This is a genomic window from Paracoccus sp. IB05 (assembly GCF_016405985.1).
Classification (GTDB): domain Bacteria; phylum Pseudomonadota; class Alphaproteobacteria; order Rhodobacterales; family Rhodobacteraceae; genus Pseudogemmobacter.
This window is the reverse complement of the sequence record NZ_JAEFCF010000005.1, coordinates 20,168-39,721: the sequence shown is the minus strand read 5'-3', so window position 1 is coordinate 39,721 and position 19,554 is coordinate 20,168. Positions and strand designations below refer to the sequence as shown.

General features: G+C 62.0%; 15 protein-coding genes and 1 pseudogene. 4 read left to right on the top strand and 12 right to left on the bottom strand.

Features of this window, described 5'->3' with window-relative positions:
• The first annotated feature begins 40 nt into the window (after window positions 1–40).
• Both JC607_RS04780 and JC607_RS04775 read left to right on the top strand, forming a co-directional pair.
• Window positions 41–481, top strand: a complete 441-nt coding sequence (locus JC607_RS04780; protein ID WP_198835811.1) for a hypothetical protein — start codon at window positions 41–43, stop codon at window positions 479–481.
• Between the two features lie 90 nt (window positions 482–571).
• Window positions 572–916: a hypothetical protein gene (locus JC607_RS04775; RefSeq protein WP_198835810.1), complete on the top strand. Its 345-nt coding sequence runs from the start codon at window positions 572–574 to the stop codon at window positions 914–916.
• Window positions 917–1,067: 151 nt separating this feature from the next.
• On the opposite strand, the gene JC607_RS04770 is transcribed toward JC607_RS04775, so the two are convergent.
• From JC607_RS04770 to JC607_RS04760, 3 genes are all read right to left on the bottom strand, one after another.
• Complete coding sequence (locus JC607_RS04770) at window positions 1,068–2,390, bottom strand: TRAP transporter large permease (protein WP_198835809.1); 1,323 nt, start codon at window positions 2,388–2,390, stop codon at window positions 1,068–1,070.
• The gene (locus JC607_RS04765; RefSeq protein ID WP_198835808.1) at window positions 2,387–3,019 is read right to left on the bottom strand and encodes a TRAP transporter small permease; all 633 of its coding nucleotides are present in this window, start codon (window positions 3,017–3,019) and stop codon (window positions 2,387–2,389) included. Before JC607_RS04765 ends, JC607_RS04770 begins: the two co-directional genes overlap by 4 nt.
• Window positions 3,020–3,104: 85 nt before the next feature.
• The gene (locus tag JC607_RS04760) at window positions 3,105–4,109 is read right to left on the bottom strand and encodes a TRAP transporter substrate-binding protein (protein ID WP_198835807.1); all 1,005 of its coding nucleotides are present in this window, start codon (window positions 4,107–4,109) and stop codon (window positions 3,105–3,107) included.
• Window positions 4,110–4,310: 201 nt separating this feature from the next.
• Here JC607_RS04760 and JC607_RS04755 point away from each other — a divergent pair, with 201 nt between their 5' ends.
• Together JC607_RS04755 and JC607_RS04750 are read left to right on the top strand one after the other, a co-directional pair.
• The gene (locus JC607_RS04755) at window positions 4,311–6,362 is read left to right on the top strand and encodes a PAS domain S-box protein (protein ID WP_198835806.1); all 2,052 of its coding nucleotides are present in this window, start codon (window positions 4,311–4,313) and stop codon (window positions 6,360–6,362) included.
• The gene (locus JC607_RS04750; protein WP_198835805.1) at window positions 6,359–6,967 is read left to right on the top strand and encodes a response regulator transcription factor; all 609 of its coding nucleotides are present in this window, start codon (window positions 6,359–6,361) and stop codon (window positions 6,965–6,967) included. Before JC607_RS04755 ends, JC607_RS04750 begins: the two co-directional genes overlap by 4 nt.
• A 261-nt stretch (window positions 6,968–7,228) precedes the next feature.
• On the opposite strand, the gene JC607_RS04745 is transcribed toward JC607_RS04750, so the two are convergent.
• The 9 genes and pseudogenes from JC607_RS04745 to JC607_RS25950 form a co-directional block, all read right to left on the bottom strand.
• A complete protein-coding gene (locus JC607_RS04745) occupies window positions 7,229–10,471 on the bottom strand; it encodes an error-prone DNA polymerase (protein ID WP_198835804.1) in 3,243 nt (1,080 codons plus the stop codon).
• On the bottom strand, window positions 10,468–11,943 hold the full coding sequence (locus tag JC607_RS04740; RefSeq protein ID WP_198835803.1) for a DNA polymerase Y family protein: 1,476 nt from the start codon (window positions 11,941–11,943) through the stop codon (window positions 10,468–10,470). The genes JC607_RS04745 and JC607_RS04740 overlap by 4 nt, the downstream gene beginning before the upstream one ends.
• Entirely contained in the window at window positions 11,870–12,472 is a 603-nt protein-coding gene (locus JC607_RS04735; protein WP_233092669.1) for an ImuA family protein, read from the bottom strand. Before JC607_RS04735 ends, JC607_RS04740 begins: the two co-directional genes overlap by 74 nt.
• Window positions 12,456–13,142 carry an SOS response-associated peptidase family protein gene (locus JC607_RS04730; RefSeq protein WP_198835931.1) on the bottom strand — a complete coding sequence of 229 codons (687 nt, stop codon included), beginning with the start codon at window positions 13,140–13,142 and terminating at the stop codon, window positions 12,456–12,458. Before JC607_RS04730 ends, JC607_RS04735 begins: the two co-directional genes overlap by 17 nt.
• A gap of 225 nt (window positions 13,143–13,367) precedes the next feature.
• Window positions 13,368–14,018, bottom strand: a pseudogene (locus JC607_RS04725) (IS110 family transposase); the annotation flags it as partial.
• 184 nt (window positions 14,019–14,202) lie between these two features.
• Window positions 14,203–15,333, bottom strand: coding sequence for a helix-turn-helix domain-containing protein (locus JC607_RS04720; RefSeq protein WP_233092667.1), 1,131 nt, complete (start codon window positions 15,331–15,333; stop codon window positions 14,203–14,205).
• Between the two features lie 274 nt (window positions 15,334–15,607).
• Entirely contained in the window at window positions 15,608–16,570 is a 963-nt protein-coding gene (locus tag JC607_RS04715; RefSeq protein WP_198835800.1) for a ParB/RepB/Spo0J family partition protein, read from the bottom strand.
• On the bottom strand, window positions 16,560–17,705 hold the full coding sequence (gene repA, locus JC607_RS04710) for a plasmid partitioning protein RepA (RefSeq protein ID WP_198835799.1): 1,146 nt from the start codon (window positions 17,703–17,705) through the stop codon (window positions 16,560–16,562). Before repA ends, JC607_RS04715 begins: the two co-directional genes overlap by 11 nt.
• A gap of 617 nt (window positions 17,706–18,322) precedes the next feature.
• Window positions 18,323–18,976 (bottom strand): hypothetical protein, encoded by a 654-nt coding sequence (locus JC607_RS25950; RefSeq protein WP_198835798.1) that lies wholly within the window; start codon window positions 18,974–18,976, stop codon window positions 18,323–18,325.
• Window positions 18,977–19,554: the final 578 nt, after the last annotated feature.

Here is a 19,554-nt window from a genome sequence, read left to right as displayed (position 1 = left end):
CGGTGAACGCTGCTGTCTGGCTGGCTGGCAGGTTGGCACCGTGGCGCCCTTGCTGACGCAGGAGCTTACGGTGCTGACGATCGACCGCGCCTATGACAATGGCCCGCATCAGCCTGAACATGTCGCTCTGCTGGATCAGCTGCGCCCGCATCTGACGCGGGCGCTGATGATGTCGGCGCGTCTTGGCATGATGATTGCCGAAACAACGCTGGGCACGCTGGAGGCGGTCGGTCTGGCGGCGCTGGTGATCAACCGCAACCGCCAGGTGCTGGCGGTCAAACAGCTGGCGCAGGATCACACGGTGCAGATCAGCTTTGGTCCGCTGTCGCATTGCACCGGGGAAATCCGGTCATTCCACCATTCGCCCAAAGTCGGCATGGTCCGCGCCCAGACCGAGGTGACCGTGCCGCCGGTATGGCGCCTCGCCTGCCCTTCGACGGGTTTCTTCCAGTCCGCGCCTTTTCCGTTGATATGTTCGTAGAATGTGCAGCCCCTGCCTCTGACCCCCAGAGGCATTTTCCCCGCAAGGCCCGGCGATACGGTGATGTGCGGCAGGTCCTTCAGCTCTGGCATGGAAAGGAGCGAGCCGGCTTTCGGCTTCACCACCCCCTTCAGGGGGTCAAAGGTCTGGGCGAAGGCACCGCCTGCCGCGCTGATTGCCAGCGTCGCGGCGATAAGAAATCTCATCATTTTCAATCTCCATCTGCATGATCCCGGCACAGGGTTCCGGATCTGCGACAAAGAAGACTGGCTCAGGATGTGGTTCGCATCATCCAGGCCGACCGACCCGGCACTGCGCCAGGATATCAGGCTGATCATCCGCGATGACAATCGTCCCGGCCAGGATCTGACCTTCATCGTGAGAGGATCGTTCTATCATTGCCTCCGGCGCGAGCAGGTCTGCGGCGAAGAATAGAAACTGGCAACCGTTACCGGCGCTCATCTCATATGGGCGCTGGTCTCATATGAGGGCAAAGCGCCGGGGGGGCAAATACACAAATCCCGCGACCCGCCCAAAGCAGGCCGCGAGATTTCAGGTCACGGACGAGATCCGCCGCAGATCGTCGCTACATCCCCATAAGCCGTGGCAGGAACAGCGTTATTTCCGGGATGTAGGTGATCATCATCAGGAAAACCAGCGCGGTCAGCAGCCAGGGCACCACCGATTTCGAAACCTCGGTCAGGCCCAGTTTCGAGATCGCCGATCCGACATAGAGGTTGAGCCCGACCGGTGGAGTGGCAAGGCCGATCTCCATATTGACGATCAGGATGATGCCGAAATGGACCGGGTCGATCCCCAGTTTCACCGCAATCGGATAGAGGATCGGCGCCATGATCAGGATGATCGCCGAAGGTTCCATCACCATGCCGATCACCAGCAGCATGATATTGACCATCAGCAGGAAGCCGATCTTGCCAAAGCCCAGGCTGACGATCCAGTCCGACATATGCTGCGGGATCTGTTCCGAGGTCAGGATGAAGGCGAACATCACAGCATTGGTGATGATGTAAAGCAGCATCGCCGACATCGCTGCAGAGGTCAGCAGCACTTTCGGCACATCGCGCATCCGGATGTCTTTATAGACAAAGACCGCAATGACGAAGGCATAGACCGCCGAGACCGCTGCGGCTTCGGTGGGGGTGAAGATACCGCCATAGATGCCGCCCATGATGATAACGATCAGCAAAAGGCCCCAGATCGACTTGCGGAACGCGGCAAAGCGCTCGCCCCAGCCGGCGCGCGGCAGCCGCGGATAGCCGTTCTTCCAGGCCCGCCAGACGGTGGTGGCCGCATACATCGCGGCCAATATCAGCCCCGGCACCACGCCCGCGATGAAGATCTGCCCGATCGAGGGCGAGAAGACGACCTCGCCATCCGGCCCGGTCGCCATCATCCCCGATGTGGCCACCGCATACATCACCATGACGATGGACGGCGGGATCAGGATGCCAAGTCCCCCGGCCGCCGCCACCGGGCCGACCGCGAATTGCGGCGGATAGCCCATTTTCACCATGGCCGGGATCATGATCGACCCCACGGCCATCACGGTCGCCGGGCTTGACCCCGAAATCGCAGCGAAAAGCGCGCAGGCCACCACGGCCGCAAGACCCATGCCGCCATGCCAGTGCCCGACCATCGAGGTGGCAAAGGCGATCATCCGTTTGGCAACCCCGCCATGGGTCAGGAAATTCCCCGCCAGGATGAAGAAGGGAATCGCCATGATCTCGAATTTCTCGATGCCGGTGAACAGCTTCAGCGCGATGCTGTCCATCGGGATCGAGGTGAAGAAATAGAGAAAGCTGAACACCGTCAGACCAAGCGCGATGGACACCGGCATCGAGGTCGCCAGCAGCAGGGTCAGAATGGCAAAGATGATAAGTGCGGTCATTTCGCGGCACCTCCATTGGCGGGTGCCGGCGCGTCATCCATGCCGTCGACATGACCATGCTCGTGATGCACGATCTGGCCGGTGGTGACATAAAGATGCAGCGCCTGGATGAAGCGGAAGCACATCAGCGCCGAGCCGAGCGGCACCGCGAGATAGACGATCCACATCGGCATTTCGAGGTCAGCCGAGATCTGGCCGCCGACGCCGACATGGTAAACAAAGGTGGTGCCGATCCAGACAAGGATCGCGGTGAACAGGATGCCGCCCGACATGGCGATGATCGTCACGATCCGCTGCCATTTGGCATCAAGCTTCAGCACAACCATATCGACGCCGACATGGATGCCGATCCGCACGCCGTAGGCGGCTCCGAATTTCGCCATCCAGACAAAGAGATAGATACAGGCCTCCTGGGCCCAGGTCAGCTTGATCGAATTGATCGAGGAATAGACCGAACGCGCCCAGGATTGCAGTTCGGGCATCTCATTGGCGCGCGCATAGCGCACCAGATCGGCGGCATAGCCGATCGAAAAGCGATGGAAGACCGCAACAAAGATCAGGATCACGGCGGCTGCCATCAGCACCGAGATCAGGACCTCCTCGAAACGGTCGAGGATGCGCAGAAACATGGCAAAACCTCGTGTCAGGGGATCAAAAAAGGGGCGCGGAGAGACCGCGCCCCCGGGTTCATGCAGGGAAATCTGTCAGACGGGATTATTCGATGCCGAGCACGCCATGCGCTTTGGCGATCAGATCAGCGCCGATCCGGGACGCCATCTCATCATGGACCGGACGCAGCCGCGCGATCCATTCGGCGCGCTCGTCTTCAGTCAGCTCGTGGAAGGTGGTGTAGCCGGCCTTCACCATCTCGGCCATCGCCCATTCATTCTCTTCGCGGGCGATGGAATTGGCATAGATGGTCGATTCTTCCATCGCGCGGTCCAGCTGCTCGCGGATCGCAGGGTCCAGACCGTCCCAGAAGGCCTTGTTCACGATGACCGCATAACCGAGATAGCCATGGTTCGAAAGCGTTGCATGCTTTTGCACTTCATGCATCTTCTGGGTGAACATATTCGAGGGCGGGTTTTCGGTGCCGTCGACCACGCCGGTCTGCAACGCCTGATAGACTTCGGAGAAAGGCAGCACCTGCGGCACCGCATCCAGCGCCAGCATCTGCGCCTCAAGGATCTTCGAAGACTGGATGCGCATCTTCAGGCCGAGGAAATCATCGGTGCTTTCGATCGGCGAATTGGCGGACATGATCTTGAAACCATTGTCCCAATAGGCCAGCCCTTTGATGCCCTTGGGATCGAGAAGGCCCAGCAGTTCCTGACCGATCTCGCCATCGGTGATCTTCCGCAGATCGTCGTAATCCGCCATCAGATAGGGCAGATCGAACAGCTCGAACTGCTGCACGCCCAATGGGCCGAATTTCGCAAGCGAGGGCGCGAGCATCTGAACGGCGCCAAGCTGCAGCGCCTCCAGCTCTTCTTTGTCTTTGTAAAGCTGGCTGTTGGGATAGACCTCAACCAGCACCGCGCCTTCGGTGTATTTCTCGGCCAGTTCCTTGAATTTCTGGGCCCCTTTGCCCTTGGGCGTGTCGGGAGCCACCACATGGCTGAATTTGATGGTGACAGATTGGGCCAGGGCCGGGGCGGCCACGGACAGGGCGAGAGCAGCGGCGCCGGCCAGAGCGGCAAGTGAACGACGAGTGATCATGATATCCTCCTCAGATCCCACCGCCCTCCTGCCGTGGGATTTCCGTTTGCTTCCTTGCCAGCGTGATCACGGTTTCGCTATTGTGGATTCCCGCAATAAGGCAAGAAAGTTGCGTATGGGGCGCGGGGGCAAACAGATATGGCAACACAGGATCCCGGCAGCAGGAGCAAAGGGTGAGGCGATACGGTCACGGACCCGTCAATGACTGAGGCCGCGCCTTTGAGTGCCCGCGCCCGGCCCGGCTCTCCCGATCAGACCGGGCGGGCGGCGCCGCGTGGCGGCTCCTGGGCGATGGAGATCGCGCATCCGCCGCGCAGGCGTGTGGATCTCTTGTCCCTGGTGCCGCTGCTGGCGATCATCGCGCTGGTTGGCATGGTCTGGGCGCTGGTCTGGCTGGTGGCCCGCGACGAGGTCGGGAAAGCCCGCGACAAACTCGCGACCGATGCGCTCTGGGTCGAGCAGACCCTGCGATTCCAGCTGGGTGTGGATGAGGATATGCTGGTCCGGCTGGCGCTGGATCATGCCGGCGGCGTGTCGGATCAGGTGATCGCCGCAAGGGCGCGCAGCCATATCATGTCCAATCCCGAAGTGGTTTCGATCCTGTGGTTTGATGCCGATGGCGCCCCTGGATCAGCGGTGCCCGCCATTGGTTCAGAGGCGGATGCCGCGCTGGTCACGCGGATCCTTGCCAGCCCTGCGGGGGCGATCCGCCCGGTTTATGGCGCCGTCGGGCGCGATGGTCTGGTGACCATCGGCGTGCCGCTGGCAGAGCGCCAGGGCGTGATTACCGCAACGCTTTCCCTGCCCCGCGTGCTCGACCGCCATCTGCCCTGGTGGATCGCCGAACAATATGGCGTCCTGCTGGTCGATCTGTCCGGCAATGTTCTGGCCAGCCGCCAGCGCCTTGCAGAAGACCCGGAAAATCCGAAACATATCATCAGCTTCGATCCGCCGCTGCGGGGAACCTGGCTGCATATCAGCGCCTATACCGCGCCCGGAGCCTTCCGCGCCACCGCGCTTTTCGGCGCCATTGCCGCCCTTGCGGCCTTTGCGGTGCTGGCGCTTGGCGTGCTCTACCGCTCGTCGAAACGACGCCGCGAGACCGAAATGCGGCTCTGGAGTGAGACCGCCTTTCGCCGTTCGATGGAGGAAAGCCTGACCGTCGGTCTGCGCGCCAAGGACCATGACGGGCGCATTCTCTTCGTCAATCCGGCCTTTTGCAATCTGGTCGGCTGGGAGGCGGAGGAGCTGATAGGGCATCAGCCGCCAATGCCCTATTGGGACCCCTCGATCCTGACCGAGACGCAGGAACGCCATAGCCAGCTTGCCGCCGGCGGCGCGGTCAGCCAGCGCTTCGAGACCCGTTTCGTTGCCCGCGACGGGCGCGAGATTGACATCGAAGTCTATGAGGCGCCGCTGATCGATGCGATGGGCGCGCATCGCGGCTGGATGGGCTCGGTGATCGATATTACCGAGGCGCGCCGCGCGGCCCGGCGCACCCGGTTGCAGGATGAGACCCTGGCGCGGACCGGCCGGCTGGTGACTTTGGGCGAGATGGCCTCGACGCTGGCGCATGAGCTGAACCAGCCGCTGGCGGCCATCGCCTCTTATGCGGCGGGGATGCTGAACCTGATGGAACGCCAGAAAGCCGATCCTCAGGTGCTCAGAACCGCCACAGAAAAACTGGCCCGTCAGGCCGACCGCGCCGGTCAGATCATCCGGCGGATCCAGGATCTGGTGAAAAAGCGCGAGCCGCATTTTCAGCCGCTTGATCTGACTGCAGTGGTCGATGAAACGCTGGGCTTTTTGCAGGCCGATGCGCGCGAACACCGGGTCAGGCTTCTGCGCGACGGCGCGGTCAGGCAAGAGGTGGCCGCTGACCGTATCCTGCTGGAACAGGTGCTGATCAACCTGATCCGCAACGGTATGGAGGCCATGGCCGAGACCCGCCATGGCGATACGGTCACCGTCCGGCTGTCGGAAGCGCCGGGCAAGGTGGTGCTTGAGGTCGACGATTGCGGCGCGGGCATCTCTGCCGATCTGCGCGAAAGCATTTTCGAAGCCTTTGCCACCACCAAGCCGCAGGGTATGGGAATGGGTCTGAAAATCTGCCGCTCGATCATAGAAGTGCATGGCGGCAGCCTGACCTGGCGCGAAGCGCGGGAGGGGGGAACGGTGTTCACGGTCGCCTTGCCGGCCATGAGATCCGGGGAAGACGAGGGAAAAGCTGAGGGCAGCAGGGGGGATGCATGACCGGACTGGTTGACATCGTTGACGATGAAGAGGCGATCCGCGACGCGCTGGCCTTTTTGCTGGCCTCGCGCGATATCGAAACCCGGCTCTGGGCCTCGGGCGAGGATTTTCTCGCCGCGCAGCCGCTGGAGGATATGACCTGCATCATCATGGATGTCCGCATGGGGGGCCTGTCGGGGCCCGAGGTCTATGAACGGCTGCATTCCATGGGCTCGGTGGTGCCGGTGATCTTTCTGACCGGCCATGCCGATGTGCCGATCGCGGTACGGACACTGAAGGCCGGGGCCTTTGATTTTGTTGAAAAACCCTTCAATGACAATCACATCGTTGATCTCGCTTTGCGCGCGATTGCCGCTGGCCTCGCCGCGCAGACCCAGGCGGTGCATCGGCGCGATTTCGACCATCGCCGCGCCTCGCTGTCGCAGCGCGAGGCCGAGGTGATGGACCTGATGCTGACCGGTGCGATGAACAAGCAGATTGCCGATCAGCTTGGGATTGCGATCCGCACGGTCGAGGCGCATCGCGAAAAGGTGCTGAGCAAGATGGGGGTGCGCAATGCCCTCGAACTCGCCGCGCGGGGGCGGGCGCTGCGCCCTGATCCCTGACGGCAGATCCCGCGATCAGCTCATCGCAGCGGGGATCCGGCTCTTCCGGACCCCGGTGGATCGCCGCATGTTCCCTATCCGGTCCGCCCGTATCCACAGACGACGGCCTGCTGCAAAGACATTACAGGCCGGTTTGCGCTATGGACCGCGAAGAATCCCGTGGGTTCAAGGGGGCAGGTATCAACGGGGCTGATATCAGCCTCGATACTGGCACTGGCAAAGAAACCTCCATACGGAAGGATCAGCTCAGCGCGCGGTTCCTCAGTGAAAATCCCGGCTGGGGAACAGCTTCTTCGCCTGCTCTCTCGGATGCCGCGCCCTGCCCGCTGTCCGCGTCGGCCTGACGGTCTCCCCTGCCCTCTCGGTTTCGGCCCCGATCCGCAGCTGATGCCCGATGGTTGAAAGCCGCGCTGACAGATCCTCGATTGCTTCCGCGATCAGATGGGTGACCTGTCCGTCACGCTCGATCCGCCCCGTCACCCGCAAAAGCCGCCCCGCCACCACGGCGGGGCGGAAGGCCTCATAGATCTTCTTCCAGACCACGACATTCGCGGTGCCGGTCTCGTCCTCAAGGGTGAGAAAGACCACGCCCGAGGCGGTGCCCGGGCGCTGGCGGGTGATGACCAGCCCCGTGAGCCGGATGCGGCCTGTCGCGTGCAGGAGCGAGGCCGCCGGCAGGCTTTCGGGCAGATTGGGTCGCAGGAGTTCCAGAGGATGGGCCCGCAGGCTGAGGCGCAGGGACAGGTAATCCTCGATCACCTCCTGGCCGAGCGTCATCCGGGGCAGATCGCTCATCGGCTCCTGCCCGCCTTCCCCGTCGAGGCCGAACAGCGGCAGCGGCTTTGGCGCCTTCAGCGCTTTCGCCTGCCAGAGGGCATCGCGCCGCGAGAGACCCAGACCCGCGAAACCATCGGCCTCTGCCAGCCGGTCCAGCGCGTCGGGCCTGAGCCCCGCACGGCGCCAGACGCTTTCGACATCGGGATAGCCATTGCCACGTGCGGCCTTGATCCAGTCCGCATCCTCTTCACGCATCCCCTTCACCTGACAAAATCCAAGCCGCAACGCATGCGATCCATCGGCCCGGGGCTCGATGGTGCACTCCCAGACGGACTCGTTCACCGAGACGGGGCGTACCTCGACACCGTGATCGCGCGCATCGCGCACCAGCTGGGCCGGCGCGTAGAACCCCATCGGCTGGGCATTCAGCAGCGCGCAGGTGAAGATCGCCTGATGGTGGCGCTTGAGCCAGGCCGAAACATAGACCAGCCGGGCGAAGCTGGCCGCATGGCTTTCGGGGAAGCCGTAAGAGCCGAAGCCCTCGATCTGGGCAAAGCAGCGTGCCGCGAAATCGGCATCATATCTACGTTCCAGCATACCGCCGATAAAGCGGTCGCGAAAGCCGCCGATGGTGCCCATCCGTTTGAAGGTCGCAAGCGAGCGGCGCAGCCGGTCGGCCTCGGCCGGGGTGAAACCGGCTGCCACAACGGCGATCTGCATGGCCTGTTCCTGAAACAGCGGCACCCCGTAAGTGCGGCCCAGCACCTCCATCATGGCCGGGCCAAGATCTTCGACTTTCTCACGGCCCTGGCGGCGGTTGATGAAGGGATGGACCATGCCGCCCTGGATCGGCCCGGGCCGGACGATGGCCACCTCGCAGACGAGATCATAGAATTCCCGGGGCTTCATCCGGGGCAGAAAGTTCAGCTGCGCCCGGCTTTCGACCTGGAACACCCCGATCGCATCCGCGCGGCAGAGCATGTCATAGACAGAAGCATCATCGGGTGGGATATTCGCGAGCGTCATATGCTCTTGCCGGTGATCCCTGATCAGGCCAAAGGCCTTGCGGATCGCGGTCAGCATCCCGAGCGCCAGCACATCGACCTTCAACAGCCCGAGCGCGTCGATATCATCCTTGTCCCATTCGATGACGGTGCGGTTCTCCATCGCGGCATTCTCGATCGGACAGAGATCGTCCAGCCTTCCCTGCGTGATGACAAAACCGCCGACATGCTGCGAGAGGTGCCGGGGGAAGCCGATAATCTCGGCGATCAGCTTCACCGCAAGGGCCACGCGGTTGTCCCCGGGGCTGAGGCCCGCGTCACGCAGCCGGTCCTCGCCGGGGGCCTCTGACGACCAGCCCCAGATCTGGCCCGAAAGCCGGGCGATCACGTCCTGGCTGAGCCCCATGACCTTGCCGACCTCGCGGATTGCGGCGCGGGCGCGGAAATGGATCACCACGGCGGTCAGCCCGGCGCATTCGCGGGTGTAGCGCTTATAGATCCACTGGATCACCTCCTCGCGGCGCTCATGTTCGAAATCAACATCGATATCCGGCGGCTCGCCGCGGTCTTTCGAGATGAACCGCTCGAAAATCAGGGTGATGCTTTCAGGCGGCACTTCGGTGATGCCCAGCAGATAGCAGACCACGGAATTCGCGGCAGACCCCCGGCCCTGGCAAAGGATGCCTTTTGATCGCGCAAAGCTGACGATGTCATAGACGGTCAGAAAGTAGGGGGCGTATTCCACCTCGGCGATCAGGCGCAGTTCCTTCTCGACGCGGCTGACGATCTTCGGGGGCGCGCCGCCTGGGTAGCGCCAGTGCAGCCCTTCGCGCGCCAGCCGCTCGAGCCGGGTCTGGGCCGGTTCCCCGTCCTTTGCCTCGTCGGGATACTGGTAGCGCAGCTGGTCCATGCGGAACGCACAGCGGTCGGCGATCTCGACCGTGCGGCGCAGTGCCGCCGGATAGCGGTGGAAGATACGGGCCAGTTCCTCGCCGGATTTCAGGCGATGTTCCCCATTGGCAAGGCGCCGGTCACCGATAGTGTCGATGGTGCAGCCCTCGCGGATACAGGTCAGCACATCAGCGACCGGGCGCCGGCTTGAGCGGTGCATCAGCACATCGCCGACCGCGACTTTGGGCAAGCCGGTCGCCTGCGAAATCCCGGCCAGACAATCAAGCCGTTCCTGATCCTGCCCGTCATAGACGGGGGCCGCGCCAAGGAAGCACTGACCGGAGAAGCGGGCGGAAACCCGGAGCAGATCCCGCTCGAAGCCGCTCTTTTCCAGCGGATCGGGCGGCAGGGCGATCAGGATCATCCCCCTGCCCCATTCCTCGAGATCGGCCAGACCGATATGGCAGCTGCCCTTTTCAGCGCGCCTTTTCCCGAGCGATAGAAGCCGTGTGAGCCGCGACCAGGCGGCCAGATCGGTTGGCAGCGCGAGCCATTCCACAGGGCTGTCGGTCAGCACGAGACGCGCCCCGGGGATCAGGCGGGGCAGAGAAACATCCTGCCCCCCCTGACTTTGGCCGGCCTCCTGCGCGACCCGTGCGAGCTCCTTCAGAGCAGAAAAAGCCCGGACCACCCCCGCGACCGAGTTGCGGTCGGTGATGGCGATGGCCGTGAGGCCAAGATCGGCCGCGCGTTTCACCAGTTCCTCGGGGTGGGACGCCCCGCGCAGGAAGGTAAAATTCGAGGTCACGCAGAGTTCGGCATAGGCGGTCACAGGAAAACCCCCTGTGCATACCAGTCCCGTGACCCCGATTGCGGCGTGCGGAAAAGCCAGAGCCGTGGCCCCTCACTGGTCTCTACCCGCCAGTAATCCCGCACGCCGGAACGCCAGGCCGGATCGTCGCACCACCATTCCGGCGTGATCCGCTCCGGGCCATGCGCCCGCAATGTGGTAAAGCCCATCCTGCGCCAGCTGAACCGGGCGGGCGGGTTGCCCGAGACCTGGGTCAGGGGCTCTGCCGGAAAGAGGGTGATGGGCCGGCGGGGGCGACGCCCCTGCGGGAACGGCACCGGCGGCGCAGAGACGGCCGGAACGGTCACGAAACTGCGCTCGGGAATGCGGCTGCTGGCGGGCTGGAAGCGCTGCACGGCGTCAAACCCGAGCCGGTTGCCGATCCGGGAGATCAGATCCGAAAGCTCATCCCCGGCCCGCGCCTCTGTATTGCCGATCTGCTCGGGGGCCAGCGGCTCGGTCATTGTGGCGGTGAGGCGCAGCCCGTCGATCCCAAAGCCGGAATCGACCTCATCGACCCCTTTGAGGAACAAGGCCGAGATCCGGGCCGGATCGCGCATTGCGCGGGCCAGCCCCACATCGACCACCGCAGCCGAGCGGTCTACGCGCTGCAGCTCCAGCCGGACCGCGCGCGCGCCCATCCGGGCCGATGCCAGCCTGTCGCAAAGCCGCACGAGCAGCCGGTCAAGCACGCCCATGACATCCGCCGTCAGCCCGATCGGATCGGGCAGGGTCATCCGCACCCCGAAATGCGGGGCCTCTGACCCCGCCGCGACGGGTTCAACCTGCGTTCCGAGCGCCTGATCCAGCCGCAGCAGAAGATCCGCGCCGAACCGGCGGGCCAGTGGTGCCCGGGGAACATTGGTCAGGTCGACGATCCTGTTCAGCCCAAGCCGGGTCAGAGCTTCGGCAACCGCAGGTTCGATCCGAAGCGCGCTGACCGGCATCGGCCCAAGCCGGGCCAGGAGCCCGCCTTCCGGGATCACGCCACCGCCATGACGGGCAAGGGCCCAGGCTCCGCCCCGGGTTTCCGCTATGGCGCTCTTTGCGCCAACCCCTGTCCGCTCACACCGCGCCTCGAGATCGGCAAGCAGCTCTGCCTCGCCGCCAAAGAGATGCGGCACGCCCGAGACATCGACGACCAGGCCATCCGTTCCGTCTTTCGCTGCATGTGGTCCGTAACGGCTCGCCCACCGTCGCAGGCCCTCAAGCGCCCTGCCCTCGCGGATCAGATCGGCCGGACGGGTCGAAAGCGCCGGGCAGACCGCGCGCGCATCGGCGAGCGGCATGCCGGGATGGAGGCCTGCCGCCGTGGCGGCTTTGTTCAGGCAATGCAGATGTTCCGCGTTCGACGCCCGGAGCGTCAACGCGAAAGGCCCGTCAAGCGGGCGGATCCTCAGGCTGACATCGCTCGCGAGCCTGGGGAACCAGATGGACAGCAGCCGTCGCGCCATTCCAGCTCACATCACAGAATATGATTGTTCCCTTTTTGTTCTTACTAAGAGCCCAGCGATGGCGAGTCGAGTCCGCAGGTGAAGGCAGCGGATCACATTTCCAGCGCGTCTCGGCGGCATTGCTCCCCCTGCCCTCCTGGATCAGCATGAGGCCCGTGGTGTCCCCGGCCTCGGCAGCAAGCTGGAGCCGCCTGCCCGCGGTCAGCGTGATGGGCTTTTCCGGCGCCGCGATGACCAGAGACACCGGCCGCGCCCGCAGAGCCTCTTCAACAGCCCAGAGCAGATCCGTCTCACCAGGGGCCTCGATGAGATGCAGCCGCCCGGCTACACCTTCCGGCAGGGATCCCGGCAGCAGCCTGTCCCGGTCATGCGCCAGCATGATCCAGAAGACCGGCCCCGCCAGCCGGGCGGCCTGAAAGAGAGCGAACCCGATCCGACCGCGCCCTTCGACTTCATGAACGCGGCTGTTCAGAAGGTGCAGCGGGTCAGCATGACTCTCATATGTAAGCCAGTTACGCAGGGTCCGCATGATGCCCCTCCGCCACGATCTGAAGCTGCCCGTCGGGGAGCGGGCGCTGCAGTTTCAGCGCCGTATTGGTGTCCGCGGTCAGCCAGCAGCGCCAGTCCTCGGGGCGCGTCAGGATCACCGGCATGGCTTTGGGATGCACGGGCCGGACCTCGGCATTGGGCTCGCAGGTCAGGAAACCGAAGAGCTCCGCAGTCACTTCGCCCTCTTTCAGCTTCCTGACCGAGGTCCATTCGGTACGGATGCCGGCGAAGAAGGCAAGCGGACGATCCTGGCCGAGGGCAAACCAGACCGGGCTGTTGCGAGCTGCCCCCGGTCGGCCATCGGGTTCGGAGAAGCTGGTGAAGGGAATGAGGCAGCGATGCGCTGGTCCGAGCCAGCGGCGCCAATGGGGCGAGCTGATGTTGCGGATATTCGTGACGCCCGGATCCGTGCGCCTGGCCGAAAGATAGACTGATGGGGTCGGCATGCCCCATCGGGCCGTGGTCAGGGTCCAGTTGCGGCCGTTACCGCGGCGAATGATCGGCGCCGGATAGTCAGGAAAGAGACCGGGAGCTGGCGCGAGATTGCCCGTGGCATCGATAAGCTCCTCGTCTTCGTCCTGGTCCAACACATCACGAAAGACCTGGCGCATCGCGTCCTGGCTTTTGGTCTGGGCGTAAAGGTTGCAGATGTGGACCCCCTCTCTTGTCAGGATTGCAGAAGACTTTTAGCCAAATCGTTTGCTGTCAGATGTCCGGCCTGTTTGCGCAAGGCGAACTCGCTGGCCCAGATGGTGTGCGCTACGCCCGCTCCAGGCACATGAGCGACCTTGTCAGGGCCAGTGTAACCTTCGGAATCACGCGCGTATCGACCGATTGGGTGTTCCATCTCATGCGTCCTGCAAGACTGGTAAGGCTATCGTCGCGATACGTCGGCTGGCCTCATTCTCGCGGTGCCATTTCATCAGCCTGGCCTCTATCTCTTCAAGGCGGGTCTCGACGGCAGCATATTCCCTGGCCTGGAAGCGGAAGGGTTCCCGGGCCAGTTCGGGCAAGGTCTCTTCTTCCAGAACACGTTGTATCAGCTCATTGACATTCTGCCGGCCAGCGGCACCGACAATGCCGAATTCGGCGGCATAGCTGCGGAACGCATTCGAGAGCTGCGATTTGACCGAGACCAGACGTTCGCGCACGGTCATCAACATACAGGCAGCCTGTTGTTCTTTCGACTTGATCGGCACAAAGCGCATGCTCGGTCGGGTGACCGCCTCACAAAGTGCCCCTGCATCTGCAGCATCGTTTTTGCCCCGCTTAACGTAGGGTTTCACATATTGCGGCGGTATCAGCCTCACATCGTGGCCAAGCGAGGTGAGCAACCGCGCCCAATGATGCGAACTGCCGCAGGATTCGATGGCGACGGGCACAGGCGACAACTTCTCGAAATAGTGGATCATCTCGGACAGCCGGAATGATCTGCGGATGACGACAACTTCGTCCGCGTCTACCCCGTGCAACTGGAAGACGGATTTGGATGTATCCATGCCGATGCGGACTGGTGGGTTCTTCATCGCTATCTCCTCAGGTTTTTGACCGTGGTCCGGAAGACCATAGCGCAGGTGGGTGAGCACCCGTCCACACCAGCACATGATTCCTCCTCGCGGCATCTCCGTATGAGAACAATCAAAGAACCTATCCGATTTCCCTCGAGCGGTCTATCTGCGTGTTTCAGGGCCATCCGACCGCGGTCAGGGGTCACGCCCGCAGGAGGGATCTCACATAGGCATCAGGGTTGAGGATGCTTCCGATCTGCTTTGCCATGCGGTTTTCAAGTCTGAGAAGTTCCCAGAGCCCGAGCTTGCTCGCAGCGCTGGCGAGAATGTCCTGGCTTATTCTCAGCATCTTTCCGAATTCGAAAGCGATGCATGTGGCCTCTTGGGAGCTGGTCGGCTCTTCATAGAAAGCACTGATCTCGTTCAGGGCTGCCCAACTGGGAAGATCCGTGGCTTCTCTCTTTCTTTTTTTTGTATCTGAGTCTTGCTCTATGTGGCGGACATTCTGTCCGTCAGAGCCGGGCATTTGTTTGGTTGGGGGGAGGCTGCAGGTTTCTGCGGTGAGGGCCTGAAAGGCTTCCGGGGCTGCTTCGGTGGTGTTGCTGTTGGTCGTGGTCTCGGTGGGGGAAGCAGGATCTGCGGCTTCATCATTGGAAGGTAGGTGTTGCTCAACCAGTTTGGTTTCGCAAATGGCCGCCGTTTGGAGGGCGGTATGAGAAGAGACGACCGCGGTCAGCTGTGAGAGAGCTGACCGAGCCTCAATGAGGGTCAGCGAGGTGCGCCGCACGAGGTTGCGCAGCCCGTCGATAAACGTGACGGCAGCGGCGCTCAATTGGAGGTCAGTACAGGCCGCGCGAAGTCTGAGGATCTGGGCGCGCAGCCCACGCAACTCGTCGGCTTCTTCGCGGCGTTGCAGGGCAAGGGCGAGCAGCTTGTCGGACTGGGCGAAGAGAGGCGACAGGTCCAGCCCGAAGGCGCCGATCGGCTTTCCGCGTTGCATGACGGGGAAGCGCTTGCCATTTGCACTGTCACGGCGGCGGATCAGGCCGGCGGCTTCGAGTCTCTCCAGATGCCGACGCAGTTGACGGTCGGTGAGACCCCTGGCGCGGAAGCACAGGGTTTCGTTGCTGGCGTAGACCGTTAGCAGGGTGGTCGGAGAGACAGGGGTCTCGCGACCATCCGTGCCCTGGCAGGGCAGGCAGCTCAGCAGAGCGTCGAGGACTACAACCGCCCCTTGCCGGATGCCGAGATCGCGGCTGCATGTGTTGACCGCGGCCATAATGTCACGACGAGAGATCGGCCGGAATGCTGGCTGCAGGGTAATCGACCCCATGCCGGGGAGCGAGTGCTCCGCGGATTTGGCACAAGTTTCCTGTGCCCCGGCCGCAAGGACCGTGGATGTGATGTGCTTCATGCTGATTTAGGATGAAAAAGTATCCCCGATCACCGCAAGCGATGTTGATGCCGATTCGTATGTAGGGTATCAATCAGGTGTCGAGACTAATTGAGGCCCTTCGGAAGCACCGCTTTCGGGGGGTCTTTCTTTTTCGCTCCTGTCCTCCTTTCTGCTCGTTATCGTTGTTATGAGTTGTCCGTCTTGACCGCGGTCAAGACGGTATGGCTGTGCCTGGGGCAGGTTCCGGCGCTTCTTCTTGACCGCGGTCAAGAAGCTCAGCAACCAGATTGCGAACGGCGTCTTCAAGCTGAGGCAGCATCACAAGATCGGCTTCGAGAGTGATTTTGTTGCCCTTCCGCTTGATCGTGATCCGATCTGACCTCGCCGGTTTGGTGGCGGGGGCAGGGGGAGGACTCATGCGGTTTATGGCCAACTCCAGCCGCCCGGCACCGGGAAGGTCCTTCGGTAAACCATTTGCCACCGCACCTGCGAGATCGGGGGTTGCTTCGCAAAGCTTTGCGAGCTTCTCCCAGATCCGCCGCCCGGAGCCATGCGCAGGTCCAATGGCCCGGATCAGGACCATCGGGATTGCTGATGCGATGCGGTGCATCCGTGAAACCAGAGACTCATCGATTTGCAATGCACGATACGCAACCGTCTGGGCGTTCTTCCGGGTCTCGTCGGTCTTACCGAGTTCTGCGATGATGCCCGAAACAAAAATCGCTCGTTCGATAAAGGAAGGGTCCTGGCGCGCATTGTTTTCTACGCCCTGGGCGATCAGAGCTTCTTCGTCCGAAAGCTCCATGACCGTCGCCCGGACTTTTTGTCCCAGCTCTCGGCAGGCGAGAAGGCGCCGCCTGCCATAAACGATTTCATAGGCCCCATCTGCCAGTCGGCGGACAAGGATGGCGACCTTCTGGCCGTGCTCCCGGATGGACTCCACGAGCTCTTCGAGACCGTCTGACGGATCGAGGCGATCCTGAACTGCGGACATACGGATCAGATTTGGGTCGATCAGTCGGGTAGCATGTTTGTCCTCTTCTATGACCGAAGCCTGGGCCCGTGCAACAGTCGGACTGGTCCGGGTCTGCATCGCCTGCGCTTCGATGGCATCGAGAGAAACGCCTTCATCCATCGCCTTTTTGAGAGTGGAGCCGAATACCTTACGCGCCATAGGTCCGTCCCCATGCCTTACGGATTTCCCGTTCTACCTCGTCGGTAATCCGAGAGACGGATTCGATTGCCCGCTCATATGTTCGACGGTTCACGTCCTTCGGTTCTACCTCGAAGATGCTCTGCTGAGTGTTAGCGGCATCGCCAATGGCGGTCGATTTCAGGAACTCGGCGGGCAGGACCGAATCCCCGAGCACTGTTCGCAAAAGAGACGAGATCTGCACCTGTGGCCCGTCTGTCGGCTCATAGCGGGTCAACAGAAGACGAACGAAGTTCAGCCCATGCTCAGGGGCGTGGCTCTCGACCACGCCCATCAGACTGCTTGCCATTTTAAGAAAGCTGGCGAGAGACATCACATCCAGCATGGAAGCATTAAGCGGGATCAGGACGCCCGTTGACGCAAAGATGGAAGAGATTACCGAGAAGTTGAGCTGCGGTGGGGTGTCGATGAGGACGATATCGTAGTTACCAAGAACGGGTTCGAGCGCTTCCTTGAGCTGGGTGTGGAAGGTCGTCGTCCCGCTGCGGAAGCTTAATGCGACCTCGAACTCATACTCCATAATGTCCATCGACGCGGGGATGAGGTCCACGGTAGGGAAGTTGGTTTTCCTGATGATCTCTGAAGCGGGCAGGGGGCTGTCTGCACGAATAAGATCGTAGGAGGTCGGCATGTCGGGCGCGAGCTCGGGCGTGATACCGAAGAGATTGGTCAGGCTGGCCTGGCTGTCCAGATCGATGAGCAGTACACGATAGCCGCGCAAGCCAAGAAGCTGCCCGAGGTGGGTCACGGTCGAGGTCTTGGCAGAGCCGCCCTTCAGATTGAAGACAGTGACAACCTGACAGGCTTCGCCGTCCGTGCGATGAGGGTGGTCCTCACGGCGGATGCGCCCCGTGTCCAGAAGTATGCGCTGCGCCTCAACCAGTTCGCTGGCAGTAAAAGATCGCCGATTGCCACCCTCAAGTATGCCCTCCGGAAAACCTTCCAGGTTTGACACATGATGGCGAAAGGTATTTTGATTGATGCGCAACAGATCAGCGGCTTCGCGCATGGCGAAGCGCCGAAGGCCCTTTTGAGCATCCGGCGGGAAGGTCTCTTCGGCATGCTCTCGCAAACGGTTGCCGAGCCGCGTAGACATTGTTTCGAACCGCTGAGATGCCTGTATCGCACTCATTGCTGCCCTCGATGTTGTTATTTTTGTCACTTTAACAGTTTCGCTCGATTAATCCAGCCAAAACCGTTGAGGCCGAGAATTGCGTTTAGAGAGTGGTTTTCTGATGAAGAAATACTACTATAAATCAATAACTTAACGAGTAAAGCTCGCGCTACACCTTAGGAGGCGGCAAAGCAGCTGCCAGCGTCCGGTGGCTTATGTGGATAAGTCGTCTGGCAGGGGCTTCTGGCTTTGGCCGAATCTTGCTTCCACAGAGAGAAAGGCGCGCTTCGATCATGACGAACAGGTTTGGTTTACAATCCGGCAGCTTTGGTCAGGTTCACCCGGAACCTGTCGCGCCAGCGCTGATACCTGCGTGTCATCTCGGCGCTGGCATGGCCAGGCTGCTTCTGCACATACCGCTCGTCGACCTCGGCCGAGGAGGCCAGGCCGGCGCGAAGGCTGTGGCCGGAGAAGAGGGCAGGGCGGTCCTTCTCGGGCAGATCGCCCCGCAAGTTCCGCGGTCTGAGCGGCCCGCCTGACCAGCCTTGCGATCTCGCGGTCGTTGAGGCGAAGCGGCCCCGGTTCCTTTTCCCTGCCGGTTACACGACGGAACAGCGGTCCCTGGCTGATACGCCGAACTTCAGCCATAGTTCCAGCGCCTCGACCGGGCAGGTCGCGGGCGAAGACCCGCGGTTGATCTCGACCTCGCGCCAGCCGGTCTTGCCTCGGAGGGGCACCAGCAAGCCGCCGGGCAGAACCTCGATACAGCCGCGCCCATCCTCCGTCTGGTCACGGCCTGGATCCAACCCGATGATCTCGGACCGGCGCAAGCTCCCGGCAAATTCCATCAGCAACATGGCCCTGTCGCGCAGCCCCCGCAGGGGGCCTCGGTCGCAGGTTTCAAGCATGGTAAGAAGATCGTCGGACAGGATCGCCTCCTTCTGGCGCGGAGGCGCGGCGTCGGTGTTGCGGACGCCCGCGAGGACGGTGGCGAGGTGCCGGTTGTGCCGGTCTAGGACAATGCCGCGTTGGGTATAGGCCCAGACCAGCGCCGAGAGACGCCGCTCGATGGTCGAGACGGTGTTCTTACGCCCGCCGACCGACGTTGCGCCGGAGGCGCAGAACGCGTCCTGATAGGACGACACAGGCTCTTGCGCATCAGCGAGGACAGCGATGCGCTTGGCCGCGATGTCAGGCGAACGCCGCTGACGCTCGATCTCCGAGAAAGAGGTTTTCAGGGGTTGAAGGTTCATGCCTTGGGGCATCAGAGCGCCCCCGCGCAGAAGGCCTGAAACTACGCCGGAAAGAAGGTCGAGACCGTCCCGCCGAGGAAGCCAGGCGCCAGCGGCACAACTGTCGTGAATGCTTTGCTAAGTTGTTGTTTTTGCGTGAGTTTTTTCTGTTAAGCGAAGGCGAGCCCGATAAAACAAGATTGCACGTCACTCCTGTAATCGCTCCCGATCGACGCATCTGTCAGAAGAGCAACCTCACGTTGCAGAGCAGCCACATGAAGAGAGTAAGCGCTTTAATTGCTTGGCAAGCGAATTTTCGCGCATCTTTTGGGGGAGCCGAGCGGGTGTTGCGGGTATGGCGCACCTCGTAATGCAGCTAAGGGGGACGCAGAAGCCAATTAACATATTGGTTTATTGAATAAAAATTATGGCGTGTCGCGAGCTGGTGCATTCCGCCTCCAGCTTCTGTGATCATGAAGTTGCTGAATATTTTGGCAATATTTTGCCAGCTCTCCTTGTTGTCCAGCCGTGGAACCGCTTTTTTGCACACCAATTAGGCGAACGCGAGCAGTGACGCGGCCATCCGAATTTACGGTCTG